We start from the raw sequence: 16,471 nt of genomic DNA, 5'->3' as shown, positions 1-16,471 counted from the left end.
TTGTCGTGCCACGGCCGGGAGATGGCTGTGTTCACGGCGATGGCTGATTCCGGGGATTAGTTCGGGCAGCCGAAAGCGGTGATTTATTCGCCGGTGCCCTTGACTGCGACGATGGTTGCGCTGCCGGATGAGGAAGGTGAGCATGGGGGAGTGGATGACTGTTTTTGATCGTGCGGGGCTGGTGAGTGATCGGCGCGGCTGCCCGGACACCCGGGACTCTGCCCTGGCCGAACTTCGCCCAACCTCATTGTGGCCCCGCCGATCGGTATCGGCGGGGCCACAACGGTGTAGATGATCAGCCTGCCATCGCGAGGCGGTAGCTGGCTTCGTTTTCCGCCTCACGGTGACGCTTCACTGGCTGCTGCTGAATCGCCCATAGAGGTCGCGGTCGCTCCATGAGTCGGAGAAAGCGTCCAGCATCGCTTCGTACAGCCGGATGTTGCTGACGTTCCCAGGGTTCTCGGTGAGCCTTCCCCTGATTTCCTGCTCTATTCGAGGCCACCGCAACTCGTGCATGGTGAAAGCCACCAGCTCGACGATGCCTTCCCTGGCCGGGTCGATGAGGGAAATCAGCTCCGTTTCAAGTTCTTCCCTCATTTCCGGGGCCGTTCGGAGTATTTCGAGTGCGCGTTCGAGGTCTGGTTCGAGAGCCTCGGTTCCGCATGACTCGCGAGCCCTCTTTGTGAGCGCCAGGGCGCAATTTCTCAGCGCTTCGACCGGGTCAGCAGTGGGGTGCTTCCCATGCGGCGATGTATTTTCCATCGGAGTGAAGTCCATTTCTATTGAAGGCCTCTACGGCAGCCTTCTGTGCGTTCTCTCCGTACGGTCGGTAATGGCCGGACTTATTGTCCAGGTAGACAATTTTTCCACCCTTGGTCTTGAACTCTCCCGCAGCCAGCACCGTACCTCCCTTGGCCAAGCTGACGTGGCCTGCGGTTCTCTTGCCGATGACCAGTTCGCCGCTTTCGAGCACCACGTATGCGTAATTGCCGGATCGAATCAAAACGGTGCCGGGCGCGATCGGCTTGAACCAGTCGGGCTTGTCCTCAGGGATGAGATTCTCGAACGATGCAGGGTCGGCGCTGTTGTGTACCAGAATCGACGTCTTCCCGGCAAGCACATAGTACGTGTGCAAGTCGTCCACGGTCAGGTTGTAGGTGCGAGCGTGTCCGGCGAACGGGTTGTTGTCGATCACCTTGACCGAGGACCCGTCGACTGACCGGAGAGTCATTCCCTTCCGCAGTTCAGTGGCTTTGAGCCACCCATGGTGCGAGGGCGACCAGAAAGGGTGGTCACTCGTAGCCGTCAGGTCGGCCCGGCCACGGGGGGTGGCCATGGTGAGGCGATTGAAGCGCTTGTCGTGGTCGGTGACGATCGCTGCGGTCACTCTGCGGGGAGCCGTCTTGCCGCTCATGGGATCCGTGGCCGTGACGAGATCACCCTTCCGCACCGTCTCTATGTTCTTCGTCGAGTTGTCACCCATGAGTACTTTGGTGCCGGCGAGGAAGCATTTGCATCCGCGCCCCGTCCATTTACGTACTTTCTTGGCGACCTTTTCGACCACTTTGCCACCGAACTTGACGGCGAACTTACCGGCAAGTTTGACGCCCTTGCCCCAGGGGGTGACGCCTATGAGGAAGGAGCCGCAGTCGGCGAGATTGGGGTCCTTGACGCAGTTCAGGGCCGTGTCGATGTCGGCGAGTTCCCATACGATGGCGGAGACGATGGGGTTGGGCTCGACCTGCTTGAGCTTGCCGCCGGCGGCCAGGCAGGGCAGGACGGCGAGTTCATGGGTGGGGTGTTCGTAGCAGATCTTCTGCTCGGACTGCTCCTTCTCCTTCCGCTTGCGCTCTTCTTCCGCCTTGCGGCGCGCCTCGGCCTCTTCGGCCTCTCGCTTCTTCTTCACCTCCGTCCAAGCCTGGGAAGCCAGGGAGGAAGCCTCCTCGGCGCTCTTTCCGGCTTCCAGCGCGGACTCCCGGGCATCGGCAGCGGCGTCGTCCGCGAACTTTGCCGAGTTTCGGGCGTAGTTGGCGGAGAATTCGGCCTGTGCTGCTGAGCGTTCGGCGTCGGCGGCGTCGCGCTGGGCGTTGTCGGCGGCGTTGCGGGCGACCTTGGCGGATTTTGCGGCCTGGGCGGCGCTGGCTTCGGCGCTGTCGGCGGCCTTGTCGGCGTCGATGCGGTACCCGTCCGCGAGTTTGGCGTTCTTCCTGGCCTCGTCGGCGGCCTTGTCGGCCTGGTCGGAGGCGTCGTTGGCCTTGGCGGCGGCGCCGGCGGCGATCCAGCGGTTGCGCTGGGCCTCGGCGGCGACGATGGACGCTTCGGCGACCAGGCGCTGGACCTGGGCGATGTGGGTGGCGGCGAGCTGGTCCTTGCGGTCGGCCATGTACTGGCCGAGCTGGACGAAGTCGTGCACCTCCTCCGCCGGACCCGCGAGGGCGACCTTGGCGGCAGCCTTGACCTCCGGGCCGCCGGTGTTGACCAGCTTGGAGGCGGCGACCTCTTCGTCGGAGTGCTGGGCGGCGTACTGGCCGGTGGTGATGAAGGCGGCCAGCACCTTGCCGCGCCCGTCCTTCAGCGCCGCCTTGGACGCCTCCTTCACACCCGGCCCGCCGGCATTGTTGATCTGCGAGACGCGCACCGTCAGGTCGGTGACGGCCACCTCGTACTGACCGGTGGTGTAGAAGTCCCGGATCTGCTGGTCCGAGCCCTTCAGGGCCGCGGCGGCAGCGGTGCGCACCACCTCGTACTCGCTCTGGGTACTCAGCTGGAAGACCCGCTCGCGGATCTCCTCCAGCCCGGCCTTCTGCCACCCGCTGCGCAGGTACTCCAGCACATCCTCGTCGGCGCCGGACAGCGCCCGGGTGGCCGCCTCCTGGCTCCAGGGTCCGCGCAACTTCAGCGCCTTCATCGCCAGCGCCCGGCCCTTGGCCACCAGAGCCTTGGTGTCGGCGTCGGGCTTGGCGGCTTCGGCGGACAGTTCGGCGGCGGTGGCGTCCAGCGACTTGGCGTCGACCGCGGCGGCTGCCGAGGCGGAGGTCAGCTCGGCGATCTGAGCCTTGCTGGACCTGGCCTCTTCGATGGCGGCGGCGGTACGGGTCGCCAGGTCTTCGGCCTCGGTGGCGCGGGCGATGTCGAAGACCTTCTTGGCGGCCGCGGCTGCGGCGTCCGATGCCTTGGCGGCCTCCTCGGCGGCCTTGGCGTGCTTGGTGGCCTCCGCGGCGGCGTCGGCGGCCTCGCCCGCGTGCTTGGCGGCCTCGTCGGCTGCCAGGGCGGCCTTCTCGGCGTGGTTGGCCGCGGACTCCGCGGCGGCGCGTGCCTCGTCGGCGGCGTTGGCAGAGCGGTTGGCCAGCGCCTGGGCGGCGTTGGCCGCACGCCGCGACTCGTTCGCGTGCCGGCGCGCCTCGATCGCGGCGTTGCGGGCCTCGCCGGAGTGAACGCCGGCCTCGTCTGCGAAGCGGTTGGCGCGCTCGGCGGAGTCGGCCGCGGAGTCGGCGTTGTCGCTGGCGCTCAAAGCTGCTTTGGCGGCGTTGCCGGATTCACGCGAGGCCGCGCTGGCCTTCTTGGCGGCTTCGACGGAGTTACGGGCCATCTTGGCCGCGTCGTGCGCCTTCTTGGCCATGTCCCGGGCGTGCCCGGCCTTGCCGGCGTCGGAGGCGGCGGCGATGGAGGCGTTGAGGGCGTCGTTGGCGGCGTTGGCCGCGTTGGTGGCGGCCGCGGCGGTCTGGGCGGCGGCCATGGCGGCGATGCGGGCCGCGCGGTTGGCGGCGTTGGCCGCGCCGATGGCGTGCTGGGCGGCTGCGGCAGCTCCCCGGGCCGCGTCGGCGGCCTGCTTGGCCCTGACCGCTGCGAGTTTGGAGTCCTTCTTGGCCAGTTCGGTCTGCTTGGCCGCCTCGGCGGCGGCCTCCTTGGCGGCTTCGGACGCCTTGATGGCGCGGTCGGCGGCGTCCTTGGCCCGGTCCGTTTCGTCGGCGGCCCGCTTGCCGGCCAGGGTGGCCTGTTCGGCCAGCTCGGCGATGGTGGCGTGCTCCTGGTCGCGGGCCCGGGCGGTGAACTGCCCGATCTCCAGGAACTCGGCGATGTCCTCGGCGGTGCCCTTCAGCGCCACCTTGCCGGCCGCCTTGACCGCCGGGCCACCGGAGTTGATCAGCGCCGAGACCTCGACCTCGTTGTCCTGCCGGCGCGCCGCGTACTGCCCCTTGTCCAGGAACGTGCTGACGGCCTCCGGGCCGCCCTTCAGCGCGGCCTTGCCGGCCTCTTTGACCCCGTAGCCGCCGAAGTTGATGACCCGCGAGGTCTCGACCTCGTTGTCCTGATGCAGCGGCGCCTGCCAACCGTCCCGCAAGAACGTACGCAGGGGCTCTGGGTTGTCCCGCTTGCTGGCCTTCAGGGCGGCCTTGGCCTTCTCGCGTACCGCAGGTCCTGAAGCGCCGAGGATCTTGCTGGCAGCTATGTAGTTGTCGTCGAACTCCAGGGCGTCCTTCTCGGTGAAGAACCTCTGGATGTCCTCGTCCGTGCCCAGCAGCGCCTGCTCGGCCGCCGCCTTGATGCCGGCGCCACCTTCGGTCCAGGCTTCAACCAGCTGCTCCCGCATCGAGATCAGGTCATCCTGATCGGGAGGAGTGGCATGGGCAGGGCCCGCCCCGAGCAGCCCTGTCACCAAAGACGCGGACAGTAACGTCGCACAAGCGCCACGCCGCGAGAATGCGCCCCGCTGGGAGCGGAAACCGTCACCGAGGGGCCGTCCGGCCCTCGGCGAAAACCGTCTCTGTTTCATCCGGTCAACTCTTTCTTGTCCATCATTCAATCGCTGGCAGGAGTTCCAGGCGCTTCAGGTACCAGTCCACCGCGGTCCGGGCGGCCCGGGGTGAGCACTGGAATGGGAGAGCGGAAGTGACCACACGTCCGGTGGCCTATGGATGCACGGAACGTGCGCTTCGACAGTTGCGCGAGCTTCGTCCGGGCCCGACTGAGAGGCGGGCGCATAGCTTACATAGGCTTTACTTCGCCTTTCGTGGGCCGACTGCCGTCCACCTCGCCCTCGGGAGGGCGCCGCGCCGAGGCCGTGGGCCAGCACGTGCCTGCTCAGCGGGCCTGTTGGCCGGCTCTCCCCGGCGGCCGTGATCGTCGGCCCGGCGGTCGCGCGGGCTGGGACGGAGTCTGCAACTTCGCCAACTGCGGGTGATTTTGCGGGATCTGCGGGGCCTGAGGATGTGCGGAAAGAGCCCGATGGCCGAGCCGAGTAGGGGAATGTGCGGGGAGTGCGGGCTATGGTCCTGAACTTGCCGAAGTGCTCCGCTGCCTCCCCGAAAGGGGTGCGCTCTGCGGGAGTTGTCCACTTCTATGGTCTGGGCAGACCGCGTGGACGCCACGGGTCTCGACCACCGGTTGCCGTGCACCCGAACTTGTCGGCTCGGACTGTGCAGAAATTCAGTCGCCCCGGGGAAAAGCGATGTCGCCCCTCATACCTTCATTCGTGATGTCAGGAATAGGAAAAATGGACAGCATACGTGTTCGCAGGGCGTTGACGACGGCAGTGACCGCGGTGGCGGTGGCCGGTGGTGCGGTGGTTGGGGCCGCTCCGGCGCAGGCCGCTGGTGGAGCGCCTGCGGTGGGTGGTTCCCAGGCGTCCGTTGTGAAGCCGGTCGCCGGTGTCGGTGCCTCCGCGCCGTGGGGCAAGGCCACGCACATCGCCACGGGGTACTTCACCGGTGGTTCGGCGGGTGGCGCCCGGCACATGGACATGCTGGTGCGTTGGAGTGACGCCGAGGTGACCCTCTACGAGGGCTCGGACGGCAAGGATCCCAAGCGGCCTTTCTCCGCCGAACACCAGCTCGTGGCGCCCGGTGTCGGTGGGAAGAAGAGTGCTTGGAGCTTCGCGGAGGGGATCACGGGGGCCAGCTTCGGCAACGGCTCGGACGGGCTCGTGGTGCGCTGGAGCGACGGGGAGCTGACCCAGTACACCCACGTGGACAAGAACGGTTTCCACGGCGAGAAGCAGCTCGCCCCGGCCAACGACAAGGCGTGGGGCCACGCCGCGCAGATCACCGCGGGCCGCTTCACGGCCAACGCGCAGCGCGACGACCTCGTGGTCGTCTGGGACGACGGCCAGGTCACGCTCCACCCCGACCTGGACACCAACGGCGTGCAGCCGGCCGCCGAGAAGACGCTGGTGCAGAGGAACGGCACGTGGAAGCATGCCGCGCAGGTCACCGCGGGTGAGTTCAGCGGCATGAAGACCGCGGACCTGTTGGTGCGCTGGGCGGACGGTGAGGCCACCGTCTACCCGGGCGTGAACTCCGAGGGCCTGCACGGTGAGACGCAGATCCGGCCGCAGCGGTCCGACTGGCTGCACGCCGCGGTGGTCGGTGCCGGTGCCTTCGTCGCCAACGAGCGGCCCAACGACGTCGTGGTGCGCTGGGCCGACGGCACGCTGAGCATGTACCCGGGCGTTGACGCCGAGGGGCTGCACGGCGAGGTCAAGATTGACGGCTGAGTCGGGGCGGTGATCGGGACCGGCCGGCCCGTCCGCGGCAGTACAGCGGCCGGGCCGGCCGGGCCTTCCGTCTTCTGGTGGGGGTGCCTGGCCGGTTCGGAAAAGGGTGAGGGTTACGACTCGTCGTCCGTAGCGTCGTTCAGAAGAGGCACGAGGCGGGGGTGGACGCGGAAGCCGGAGGCGCGGCCCGGGCCGTTCTGGTACTCGGTGGTGAGGACCGGGACCGCGGTGTCCGGGATGAGGCCGCGTTCGTGCAGGTTGCCGCTGATGCGTTTGACCGGCTTGGTGAAGCCCCGCAGGCTGCGGTCGTCGTCGTAGGCGCAGATGTCGTAGACCGCCGCGGCCTCGACATGGCCGTCCGTCTCGGCTGCGTGGCGGATGACGGCGACCCGGTCGCCGTAACCTTCGTACGACAGCCCGCGGAAGAGCTCTTCGAGGGCCGCGGCGGTCCATCCGCCGTGCGTGTCCTCGGCCTCGATGCGCTCGACGCGCTCGATGTCCTCGACCGAACCGTCCTGGAGGCTCAGGCGCAGGACGGGCGCGGCGACTTCGAGGAACTGCTTGGGGGAGAGCAGGAACAGCCGGCTGCCGCAACGGGACCGGAGTTCGGTGGTCAGCTCGGGGCGGGGGCCGCGGTTGTTGCCGCGTTCCTTGCGCCACCAGTCCTCCTTCGCGTCCGCGGTCACGAACAGGACGTCGCACCGGCGCCGGGACGCCTCGCGCAGCAGCTGTTCCCATACGAAGGAGTCGCCGACCGCGCCGTCGCCGTCCTTCTTGGCGTCCATGTACCCGGGCGGGACGCGGTCTCCGACCCGTTGGCGCCCCAGAGCGATCAGTTCGGGGGTCTCTTCGGTCGTGAACGGCCTCCCGACCCGGCGGGCCAGTACCTGCTCCAGCCTGGTGATCACCGGGTCGGCGCTGGTGTCGTGGCTGATGTGCTGCCATTCGCCCTCGCCGACCTCGGTGATCTTCTGCCGTACCTCGTCGAAGGTCCCGTTCAGCCGGTCCCGTAGCTGCTCGATCTCCTCGTCGCTCAATGCCACACGGTTGGCCCAGGTACGCAGTGCCTGCACCGCCTGCTGCGCGTGCACGGTCATCTCCTGGGCGGCTTTCGCGCTGGTCGACCGGGCGTCGGAGATGGTGCTCTCGCGGTTGCGCCAGAACTCCACGAGTGCCTGGTGCGGAACCCAGAGGCGGTCGCCGAGAGCGCCGAGCGCGTCCAGGAGGTCGGTGCGTGCCTGCTCGGTGTAGCGGTAGAGGTTGAGCAGGACGTTCGCGTCGGGGGTGACGAGGCCGTCCGTCAGTACGGCGGTGAGGTCCGCTGTCGTCGGAGTGCGGAAGGCCCCGAAGTCGTCGAACAGGCCGCGGGGTTCTTCGTCGTCCGCCATGCCGATCACCATTGCCGCCCGCCCCTGTCAACTGTGCTGCGCAAGCCGCCGGTTGGCGGCGTGTTCGATGGTGACCTTAGCGGGTCGTGTGCGTGGTGGAGAGGGGTTGGCGGAAGGGAGGCGGGGAGGGAGGGTGTGGGGTGGCGGTCGGGAGTGCGGAGGTGGGTTTGTGCGTACGGGGGCGGGGGCTTGACCTCCGAGGTCATGGCCGGTCCGCGGGAGTGTCGGTAGGGTCCGCCGGATGGGAGTTGATCAACTGCCGCGGGTCGGTGTGCTGTTGCGTGAGTGGAGGCTGCGGCGGAAGTTCAGTCAGCTGGAGCTGGCTCTGCGTGCGGACACCTCGTCGCGGCATCTGTCCTGTGTGGAGACCGGGCGCGCCCGGCCCAGTCAGAAGATGGTGCTGCACCTGGCCCACCATCTGGACGTACCGCTGCGCGAGCGCAACAGCCTGCTGATGGCCGCGGGCTATGCGCCCGTCTACCGCGAACGCCCGCTGGACGGCGTGGAGATGCGCGCCGTGCGGTCGGCGGTGGACATGCTGTTGGAGGGGCACGAGCCGTACCCGGCGGTCGTCGTCGACCGGCTGTGGAACGTGGTGCGCGCCAACCGGGCGATGGGCGTCATGCTCGACGTCGCCCCGCCGGAACTGCTGGCGCCCACGCCGAACGTGATGCGGCTGGCCCTGCACCCCGAGGGCCTCCCGGCGCACGCGGTCGGCTACGGGGACGTGCGCGCGTACCTGCTCGGTGGGCTGGCCCAGCAGGCGCACACCACCGGCGATCCCACGCTGAGGGCCCTGTACGACGAGGTCAGCGCCTACGAGGTGCCCGCGCACGAGGCCCCGGCGCCGCCGCAGGAGCGCGGACCGCGCGAAGCGGTGGTGCCGATGCGCTTCCGGACTCCGTACGGGGAACTGGCGATGTTCAGCAGCATCGCCACGTTCGGCGCACCGGCCGATGTCACGCTCTCGGAGCTGGCGATCGAGCTGTTCTTTCCCATGGATCAGCACACCGAGCGGGTGTTGCGGGGGCGGGTCGGTGAGCCGGGTACGTCTGGTGCCGGTGTGTCTGGTGCCGGTGTGTCCGGTGCAGATGCGTCCGGTGCAGATGTGTCCGGTACGGGTGCGGTGGATATGGAGGATGTCGAGGACGTGGCGGAGGGGGGCGGGGGATGACGGGTACGACGAGGAGCGCACCGGCTTCCAGTTCGGAGCCCGTCACCGGCCCGATGACATCGTCGGCGCCTGCCGCGCCGAGGACGTACGTCCGGCCGTGGAGTTCGCTGCCGCCCACGGCCTGCCGGTGGCGGCCTCGGACTGCTGTCCCGCACATACGGCTACGCCGCCTAGGGGGAGCGCCTGGCGGCACCGCTGCGCGAGGTAGGACCGCGCCTGCTGGACACCCGTGGTGACCTGCCGCAGACCGAGCCCGCCTCCGTCCACAACGACCCGCCGGTCAAGACGCTGCTGGAGATGGGCGGCCCCGGCACATCGGTGGCACGCTGTCCCGCCGGACCGGCGCCCCCCACGCCGTCGGGCACCGTCACGCTCAGTACACGCTCGCTGTGCTGTCCCCGCTCGGCGGCCCCTTCACGGCCGGGACCGCCCGGCCGGTGCAGCGGCGCCTGTTCGAGGCGCTGGAGCGGAGCGGGCTGATGGGTGGAGAGGTGCGGAAAGCGTGGTGTTCCGGTGAAGGCCGTAGGGCCGACACAGAGAAAGTGCCGGGATTGCCGGGGAATTTGACTCTTTGTTCGCGACTCTCCCTTTATGGTGTTGTCGCTGGTCAGTGACGCGCCTCGGTGGGGCGGTCCGATGGGGCCGCCGTACACTGCCCGGTCTGTTCCACTCGTGCCGGTGCGGCTGCTCCCGGTTCCGTCGGCGAAGCACCGTTATGAGGAATTAGTTATCTTAATTCTCATTCGCCCGTATGCCGCAGTCACCCGCTGTGAGGCGCGTTCGTTGACGACATATGACTGAGACGATTGTTTCCCCCACGCGCCAGCTCGGCTCCTGGCAGCTGAGCTCGACCGTGCCCCGCAGCGCGCCCGACGTCCGTCCCGACGTCCACCTGCTGCGCCCCGGGCAGCGCGTGCGGCTGGAATACACCGGCGACCTGCTGGAACAGCTGCTGGCCGCCCTCGACGGCATCAAGGACGGCCGGTAACGGCCCCTCCGGCGCCCGCCGCCCCTGCCGGGCGGCGCGTCGGCCGGCCCCTTCCCCACCGGCCACCACCGATTCCTGTGAGAGCTGTTGTGAACGACACCCCGCGGGTCCCCGTGCCTCCCGGTACCGGCCGGCACCGGTTGCCACGCCAGAGCACGGAGGAGCCCGTCGCCTTCCCCGGCGGCATTCCGTACCCGCATCACCCGCATCACCTGCATCACCCGCACCACCCGTACCACCCGCGCGACGGGTACCTGGGCCGGGAGATGGCCGACGACGGGTGGGACGCCGCCGTCGTGGAGGAACTGGGCCACGAGCTGGCGGAGCTGTGGGACACCACCGCCGAACAGCCCCCGGTGGCGGGCGGCCCGGCGGCCGTGTTCCCCGCCGGTGACCCGGTGTTCCCGGCGGCCGAGGCCGTCTTTGCGGCCGGCGACGCCGGGTTCCCCGTCGGCGATGTCGGGTTCCCGGGCGCCGAGTCCGTTTTCCACCCCGGGACCTCTTTCCCGGACACCGAAGAGTCGTTCCGCTCTCCCGGGGCCGTCTTCCGCACCGACGACATCGCGTACCACTTGGACCCGGACGACGCCGTCGGGTACCGCTCGGACCCGGACGACGCCGTCGGGTACCGCTCGGACCCGGACGACGACTTCGCGTACCGCTCGGACGACGGCGTCGCCCACCGCCCTGGCGGCGTCGTCCACCACCCCGGGATGGCGGTCTTCCACGCCGTCTCGGCCGAATGCTCCGCGGACGAGGCCGCGTTCGGCCCGGCGGACCCGGCCGACCGTGCCGCACCGGTCTCCGGCGCCCCCGCGGACAACGCCGCAGGGCCCGTCGGCTGGTCCTGGCGGCGTCTGCTCAGCGCGTCGTCCGTCCTGATGACGGCGGTGATCGCGATCGCCGTCGCCGCGCTGGGCGCGGTGGCCTCCTACCCGTCGCTGCGCGCGATCGCGGACGGCGTCGCGCCGTCGGGCATCGCGGGGCTGTGGCCCCTGCTGATCTACGGCCCCTGGGTCGTGGCCACGCTGTCCATCCTGCGTGCCCGCGCCTACCGGCGCCGTACGCTGCACTCCTGGGCCGTCGTGATCTTCTTCGCCGCCGTGGCCACGCTGCTCTGCATCGCCAAGGTGCACCCGTCCCCGGCGGGCATCGCCGTGGCGGGCCTCCCGCCGCTGACCGTCCTGCTCTGCTTCCACCAGTTCGTACGCCAGCTCGACCTCGCGACCGCACCGCCGCCCGCCGCACGGCACGCGCAGAGCAACCGGGGCCAGCACCGCCATCGTTCCGCGGGGTGAGGCGGGTGAGGCGGGTGAGGCGGGTGAGGCGGGTGAGGCGGGTGAGGTGAGGGTGTGAGGGGGGCCTCACCGTACGGCGTCAGGCCGTCGCTGTGTCCACGAGGTCGGTGACGAACTTGCGTACCCGGCCGCGGAGCACCGGTGTGACGCCGTGGATGACCTGCGCGCCGTACGCGACGGCCACCCCCGGTCCGGCGTCGGTCAGCCACCGGCTCTTGCGCGGCGCGCTCAGCCACTGCGGGGTGTCCTCGTGGGCGGCGGGGCCGTGCGGCAGGCTGCGGGTCAGCGGCGTGTCCGGCTCGTACCCGTCGGCCGCGCCCAGCAGGGTGTCGGTCCAGGGGGCGGAGTCCGACGTCGTCTCGATGTAGAACCGGCCGCCTTCCGCCGCGTCCGCGATCGTCACGCCGATCCGGCCGATGCGCCGGGGCGGCGTCCGCGGGCTGGTGATCCCGTCGAGGTGGGTGGGTACGCTCTCGCCCACGGCGAGTTCGGTGTAACCCCAATGACCGGACCCGGCGATGGACGGCATACTGCGCCGGATCGCGGGCAGCGCCCGCTGGGTGGCGTCGGCCAGAACCTCCTGGGCGGTGGCCGGGGCCTTGAGGACCTCGGCCTGGTGGCGGGGCCGCCAGCCGGCCGCCTCGCTGTCCATGATCTTGACCAGCCGGGAGATCTCCTCCGCGGTGAGGAACTCCTCGACCGTCTGCAGCATGAGCGTCTCGCTGATGTGGATCACTTCGCTCTCCTCGTCGGAGTCCGGGGTACCGGTTCTGTACTCCACGGTGCCGTCGGGGCGAAGGGGCGGGCAGGCGCAGACGGGGGCGCACACGCGCGCAGCGGCTCGTACGTGCGTGCGCCCTGGGAGTGGCTGCCCCCGGGCTGTCACTTCCCGGTGAGCGAGGCGCCCTTCTCCATGTTCAGCGGCCGGGCTGCCGTCTCGACGAGGCCCAGGACCGCCGCGACGTTGGACTCGCTCAGCGGAATGCGCAGCAGCCCGACGACCTCGGACTCGGTGAGGGAGGAGATCGTCGGGCTGGACGCCGAGTTCGCGGCGGCGGGCTGCGGGGCGAGGGCGGCCGCGCCGGCCGCGGCGAGCGCTGTGACGACTGCGGAACGGATACGCATCAGGGTGAGGCTTCCATGGGGGAGGAGGGGAGGAGGGGGAGATGAGGTACGGGGCGGGGGGTGCGGGGAAGAGCGCGCATCCAGTCAAGGCGCGCATGGACGGTTGCGAAGCGCCGCGGACGGTGCGACCACCCCTACGGGTGCCCGGGATCACCCGTGCGGCAGACGGAACGGCAGGGGTGTTCGAAGGCGGTGCGGTGCCCGGCGGCATCCGGCTCCCGCCGCTGTGCCGGCGCTGTCCGCTGCGCCGGCGCCGGCTGCCGCCCGGGCTCCGCTTCCGGCCCGGCCCGTACGCCCGTGCCCGCGTCGGCCCGCACAGGTGGACGCCGGTGGGGCGCCGCCGCGACTAGCCCGGACGATCATGGGTACCCAGCGCGCCGGGCCCCCGGTGACCGCGGCGGACCCGACCCGCACGGGAAAGTGAGCCGGGAGGCGGAGTTGGCGGAGGCGAGCGGCACGGCCGGGTGGCGGTGGGTGTGGTGGGAAGTGGCCGCGGTCGGCCGCACGGTGCGTGGCGCGGTCCGGGGGTCCGGGCCGGAGCGGGACACCGTCGTCCAGTCGCTGAAAGCGGCCGGTGCCGCGGTCACGGCCTGGGCGCTGACCGGCTGGTGGCTGAACGCGCCGCTGGCCCTGATGGCCCCGTGGACCGCGCTGGCGCTGGTCGACGCCACCGTCTACCGCTCGCTGCGCTCCGGACTCCAGCAGCTCGTGGTGATCGTGCTCGGCGCCCTGCTGGCCTCCGCGGCGATGGCCGTGACCGACGGCAGCACGCTGGGTGCCATGCTCATCGTGCTGCCGGTGATGACGCTGGTCGGCACCCACCGCAGACTGGGCGCCCAGGGCATCTACGGCGCGACCACCGCCCTGTTCGTCATCACTTACGGCGCCTACTCGCTGACCGAGGTCGGGCACCGGCTCATGGAGACCGCGATCGGGGCGGTCATCGGCATCGCCGTCAACGCGCTGATCCTCCCGCCGGTGCACCTGCGCAACGTCCACGACCAGCTGCGGCGGCTGCCCCGGGAGAGCGCCGAGCTGCTGCGGATCATGGCCGAGGGCCTGCGGGACGAGGAGTGGAGCGCCACGGACGCGGCGGGCTGGCACGACCGCGCGCGCCGCCTCGGCCAGGTGTTGCGGGCCCTGGCCAGCGCCCGCGAGTGGAACGCCGAAAGCTCCCGCTTCAACCCCGGCTTCCGGCTGCGCCGTACCGGACCGCCCCCGCCACCGCCCGAGAAGGCCGACGTGGTGTGGGAGCGGGCGGTCGCCCACCTCTCGGCCATCACCCGCACGCTGGCCGGCACGGCGGGGGAGAAGGCCCGGCTGACCGCGCCCGGCGCCGCGTTCCTGCGGCGCTACGCCGACCTCGCGGACGAGGCCGCGACGCTGTGCCGGGCCGAGGAGGACCTGATGGCGGACAGCGAGCGGGCGGAGGCGGGGGAGCGCTACCGCCGGGCGCGTGCGCGGGCGCAGGAGCTGTACGACGGACTCTCGGACGACTTCCGTGAGCAGCGCGACCCGCCGGCCGCCGCGGCGAGCGGCGAGCTGCTCGTGGAGATGAAGCAGCTGCTGCACGAGCTGACCCACTTCGGGGAAGGGGAACCGGACGCCCCGAAGAACGCGGAGAGCGCTGAGAGCGCTGAGAGCACGGAGAGCGCGGAGGGCACGCAGAACTCGGAGAGCAAGGCGCGAGCACGGAAGCCGGGGGGCCGGAAGAATGCGTGGCGGCAGGGAAAGCCGGGGCGGGAGGGGAAGCCGGGGCGGCCGAAGCCGGGAGAGCCGCGGGGACGGGACCGTACCGCAGCCGCGGCCGACACCCCCGTCCGGCCGACGGACCCCGGCTGACGGGCACCCGTCCGGCGCCCGCCCGCCCCCGTACCGCCAGGCCACGGCGTTTCCCCGGGAGCGCCGGGGGCACTCGTGAGCCACACGGCACACCGTCCCTCGGACGGGTGAAGGGAAGGACCGCGACGTGAAACGCCCCCCGGCCCGCGGAGACCTGTCGGCGGCGGTCGTCTCCGCACTGGAGCAGCCGCCCGGCACCGTACGGCTGCCGGACAGCCGTACGGCGGCGGCGTCGGACCCGTACGGCGACGACCTGCACCTCGCCCTCGCCCTCTGCTACGAGCTGCACTACCGCGGCTTCGACGCCGTGCCCGACACCTGGGAGTGGGATCCGGAACTGCTGCGTTTCCGGGCCGCCCTGGAGCACGCCTTCCTCGACGCGCTGCGCGCCGACGTCCCCGAGCGTGCGGACGTGGACGCGCTGCTCGACGACCTGCTGGTGGAGCCGGCGGACGGGGACGGCGTCTCGCACTTCCTGCGCGACAAGGGCGAGCACTGGCATCTGCGGGAGTACGCGGCCCAGCGGTCCCTCTACCATCTCAAGGAGGCCGACCCCCACCTGTGGGTCGTGCCGCGCCTGTGGGGCCAGGCCAAGGCCGGGATGATGGCGGTGGAGTACGACGAGTTCGGGGCGGGCCGTGCCGAGCGGGTGCACTCCCGGCTCTTCGCCGACCTGATGGACGACCTCGGCCTGGACCGTGCGTACGGCCGCTATTTGGGCGCCTGCTCACGGCAGATGCTCGCCGTCAACAACCTGATGTCGCTCTTCGGGCTGCACCGTGTGCACCGGGGCGCTCTGATCGGCCACTTCGCCTGGGTCGAGATCACCTCGTCGCCCGGTTCCCGCCGCCTCGCGCAGGCGCTGGAGCGGCTGGAAGCCGGCCCCGCGGCCGTGCACTTCTACGCCGAGCACGTCGAGGCGGACGCCGTGCACGAACAGGTGGTGCGCCACCAAGTGGTGAAGGGGCTGCTCCGGGAGGAGCCCGCGCTCGCCCCGGACGTCGCGTTCGGCATCGGGGCCACCGAACTGCTGGAGGACCGGCTGGGCGAGCACCTGCTCAGCGCCTGGCAGGCGGGCGAGTCCTCACTGTTCGCCGCGCTCTGACGCGTCCCCGGCCGTACGCGCGGCCGGGGGCCGCTTGCGGCCTCGGTGACTGGTGTCGCACCACGGGTAGGTCCGGCTGCGGCGGCACATGCACAGAGCGACGAACGGGCGGTCCGAACGGGCCACGGTCCCGTCGTCCGACTCCACTTCGACCGGACCTTCGACGAGCACCGGGCCACCGGGGTCCTGGACGACCCGGCGCGCCTCCTTGGGCGCCCGCTCCGCCCACTCCGCCCGCTCCGGTACGGATGCACGCTCCTGCTCACTCGGGTCGCTGCGCACGGACCACCACCAGCTCTTCCTTGTCCTGGCCCGGGGCGATCAGTCCCTGGGCCTCCAGCCACGGGGCGCGCTGCCGCATCACGGGCCCGAAGGGGATGAACCTCCGGTCGGTGACCGAGGTCTCCAGCCCGGCGCCCGTCAGCAGGTCCACGGTCCGGCCGGGGGCGCAGAGCTGCGAGTGCACGAGCAGCAGCACACCGCCCGGGGCGAGCAGCGCCGGTACCTGGGCGCACAGCCGGTCCAGTACGGCGCGCCCGTCCGGCCCGGCGTCCCACGCCCGCGCCCGGCCGCCGCGCGGCAGTACGGGTGCCGGGCAGGGAACGTACGGCGGGTTCGCCATGACCAGGTCGAAGCGGCGCCCGGCCACGGGGCGCAGCAGGTCGCCCCGGTGTGCGCGCACCCGGCTCGCGTGCCCGGCGAACCAGGCGTTCAACCGGGTGGTGAGCACGGCGGCGAACGCCGCGTCCGTCGCGGTGACCCGCCCGGCCCCGTGCCGGGCCGCGGCGACCGCCAGGGCACCGCTGCCCGCGCCCACGTCCAGCACCTCGGCACCCGCCCGCAGGGTCTCGCGCCGGAGGGCTGCGGCCAGCATTCCGGTGTCTTCCTGGGGCGCGTACACGCCGGGGGGTTTGATGAAGAACACGCGCCACGAGTACCCCGGAAACATCGTTCATTTCACGACGGACGAAAGTTGCGGGGACGGACGCCGAGCGGCCCGTCGGAGTCGCAGTGACGGGGCGCCGAGCGGCCCATCGGAATTGCGGGGACGGGGCGCC

Annotated in this window: 13 protein-coding genes; 6 read left to right on the top strand and 7 right to left on the bottom strand. The window is 70.8% G+C overall.

What is annotated here, in order from left to right; genetic code table 11:
• Positions 1–351: 351 nt before the first annotated feature.
• Together OEIGOIKO_RS10455 and OEIGOIKO_RS43490 are read right to left on the bottom strand one after the other, a co-directional pair.
• Positions 352–762, bottom strand: coding sequence for a hypothetical protein (locus OEIGOIKO_RS10455; protein WP_125053817.1), 411 nt, complete (start codon positions 760–762; stop codon positions 352–354).
• Entirely contained in the window at positions 722–4,591 is a 3,870-nt protein-coding gene (locus OEIGOIKO_RS43490) for a polymorphic toxin-type HINT domain-containing protein (protein WP_170251685.1), read from the bottom strand. Before OEIGOIKO_RS43490 ends, OEIGOIKO_RS10455 begins: the two co-directional genes overlap by 41 nt.
• A gap of 903 nt (positions 4,592–5,494) precedes the next feature.
• On the opposite strand from OEIGOIKO_RS43490, the gene OEIGOIKO_RS10445 reads away from it, so the two are divergent.
• Positions 5,495–6,493 carry a hypothetical protein gene (locus OEIGOIKO_RS10445; protein WP_218039987.1) on the top strand — a complete coding sequence of 333 codons (999 nt, stop codon included), beginning with the start codon at positions 5,495–5,497 and terminating at the stop codon, positions 6,491–6,493.
• 113 nt (positions 6,494–6,606) lie between these two features.
• Here OEIGOIKO_RS10445 and OEIGOIKO_RS10440 read toward each other — a convergent pair whose 3' ends face one another.
• Positions 6,607–7,881 (bottom strand): PIN domain-containing protein, encoded by a 1,275-nt coding sequence (locus OEIGOIKO_RS10440; RefSeq protein ID WP_125053814.1) that lies wholly within the window; start codon positions 7,879–7,881, stop codon positions 6,607–6,609.
• 241 nt (positions 7,882–8,122) lie between these two features.
• On the opposite strand from OEIGOIKO_RS10440, the gene OEIGOIKO_RS10435 reads away from it, so the two are divergent.
• From OEIGOIKO_RS10435 to OEIGOIKO_RS42655, 3 genes are all read left to right on the top strand, one after another.
• Positions 8,123–9,055, top strand: coding sequence for a helix-turn-helix domain-containing protein (locus OEIGOIKO_RS10435; RefSeq protein ID WP_125053813.1), 933 nt, complete (start codon positions 8,123–8,125; stop codon positions 9,053–9,055).
• Between the two features lie 793 nt (positions 9,056–9,848).
• Positions 9,849–10,043: a hypothetical protein gene (locus OEIGOIKO_RS10425; RefSeq protein WP_125053812.1), complete on the top strand. Its 195-nt coding sequence runs from the start codon at positions 9,849–9,851 to the stop codon at positions 10,041–10,043.
• 140 nt (positions 10,044–10,183) lie between these two features.
• Positions 10,184–11,341, top strand: coding sequence for a DUF2637 domain-containing protein (locus OEIGOIKO_RS42655; RefSeq protein WP_246177299.1), 1,158 nt, complete (start codon positions 10,184–10,186; stop codon positions 11,339–11,341).
• Between the two features lie 79 nt (positions 11,342–11,420).
• Here OEIGOIKO_RS42655 and OEIGOIKO_RS10415 read toward each other — a convergent pair whose 3' ends face one another.
• The gene (locus OEIGOIKO_RS10415) at positions 11,421–12,122 is read right to left on the bottom strand and encodes a hypothetical protein (RefSeq protein WP_246177298.1); all 702 of its coding nucleotides are present in this window, start codon (positions 12,120–12,122) and stop codon (positions 11,421–11,423) included.
• Positions 12,123–12,223: 101 nt separating this feature from the next.
• Entirely contained in the window at positions 12,224–12,466 is a 243-nt protein-coding gene (locus OEIGOIKO_RS10410) for a hypothetical protein (RefSeq protein WP_125053810.1), read from the bottom strand.
• A gap of 438 nt (positions 12,467–12,904) precedes the next feature.
• Between OEIGOIKO_RS10410 and OEIGOIKO_RS10405 the strand changes: the two genes are divergently transcribed.
• On the top strand, positions 12,905–14,308 hold the full coding sequence (locus OEIGOIKO_RS10405; protein WP_246177297.1) for an FUSC family protein: 1,404 nt from the start codon (positions 12,905–12,907) through the stop codon (positions 14,306–14,308).
• A gap of 127 nt (positions 14,309–14,435) precedes the next feature.
• On the top strand, positions 14,436–15,413 hold the full coding sequence (locus tag OEIGOIKO_RS10400; protein ID WP_125053809.1) for an iron-containing redox enzyme family protein: 978 nt from the start codon (positions 14,436–14,438) through the stop codon (positions 15,411–15,413).
• On the opposite strand, the gene OEIGOIKO_RS10395 is transcribed toward OEIGOIKO_RS10400, so the two are convergent.
• Complete coding sequence (locus tag OEIGOIKO_RS10395; protein WP_125053808.1) at positions 15,393–15,695, bottom strand: CDGSH iron-sulfur domain-containing protein; 303 nt, start codon at positions 15,693–15,695, stop codon at positions 15,393–15,395. The two genes, OEIGOIKO_RS10400 and OEIGOIKO_RS10395, sit on opposite strands and share 21 nt — an antisense overlap.
• The gene (locus OEIGOIKO_RS10390) at positions 15,676–16,338 is read right to left on the bottom strand and encodes a HemK2/MTQ2 family protein methyltransferase (protein ID WP_125053807.1); all 663 of its coding nucleotides are present in this window, start codon (positions 16,336–16,338) and stop codon (positions 15,676–15,678) included. The genes OEIGOIKO_RS10395 and OEIGOIKO_RS10390 overlap by 20 nt, the downstream gene beginning before the upstream one ends.
• Positions 16,339–16,471: the final 133 nt, after the last annotated feature.

Source organism: Streptomyces paromomycinus (assembly GCF_003865155.1).
GTDB classification, from domain to species: domain Bacteria; phylum Actinomycetota; class Actinomycetes; order Streptomycetales; family Streptomycetaceae; genus Streptomyces; species Streptomyces chrestomyceticus.
The sequence above is the reverse complement of the archived record's forward strand: the minus strand, read 5'-3'. Positions and strand labels throughout refer to the sequence as shown.

Excerpts from the sequence above, each read along its gene's own strand:
- OEIGOIKO_RS10410 (WP_125053810.1), bottom strand. The coding sequence starts at position 12,466 with ATGCGTATCCGTTCCGCAGTCGTCACAGCGCTCGCCGCGGCCGGCGCG.
- OEIGOIKO_RS10445 (WP_218039987.1), top strand. The coding sequence starts at position 5,495 with ATGGACAGCATACGTGTTCGCAGGGCGTTGACGACGGCAGTGACCGCG.
- OEIGOIKO_RS10440 (WP_125053814.1), bottom strand. The coding sequence starts at position 7,881 with ATGGCGGACGACGAAGAACCCCGCGGCCTGTTCGACGACTTCGGGGCC.
- OEIGOIKO_RS10455 (WP_125053817.1), bottom strand. The coding sequence starts at position 762 with ATGGAAAATACATCGCCGCATGGGAAGCACCCCACTGCTGACCCGGTC.
- OEIGOIKO_RS10425 (WP_125053812.1), top strand. The coding sequence starts at position 9,849 with ATGACTGAGACGATTGTTTCCCCCACGCGCCAGCTCGGCTCCTGGCAG.
- OEIGOIKO_RS43490 (WP_170251685.1), bottom strand. The coding sequence starts at position 4,591 with ATGCGGGAGCAGCTGGTTGAAGCCTGGACCGAAGGTGGCGCCGGCATC.
- OEIGOIKO_RS10435 (WP_125053813.1), top strand. The coding sequence starts at position 8,123 with ATGGGAGTTGATCAACTGCCGCGGGTCGGTGTGCTGTTGCGTGAGTGG.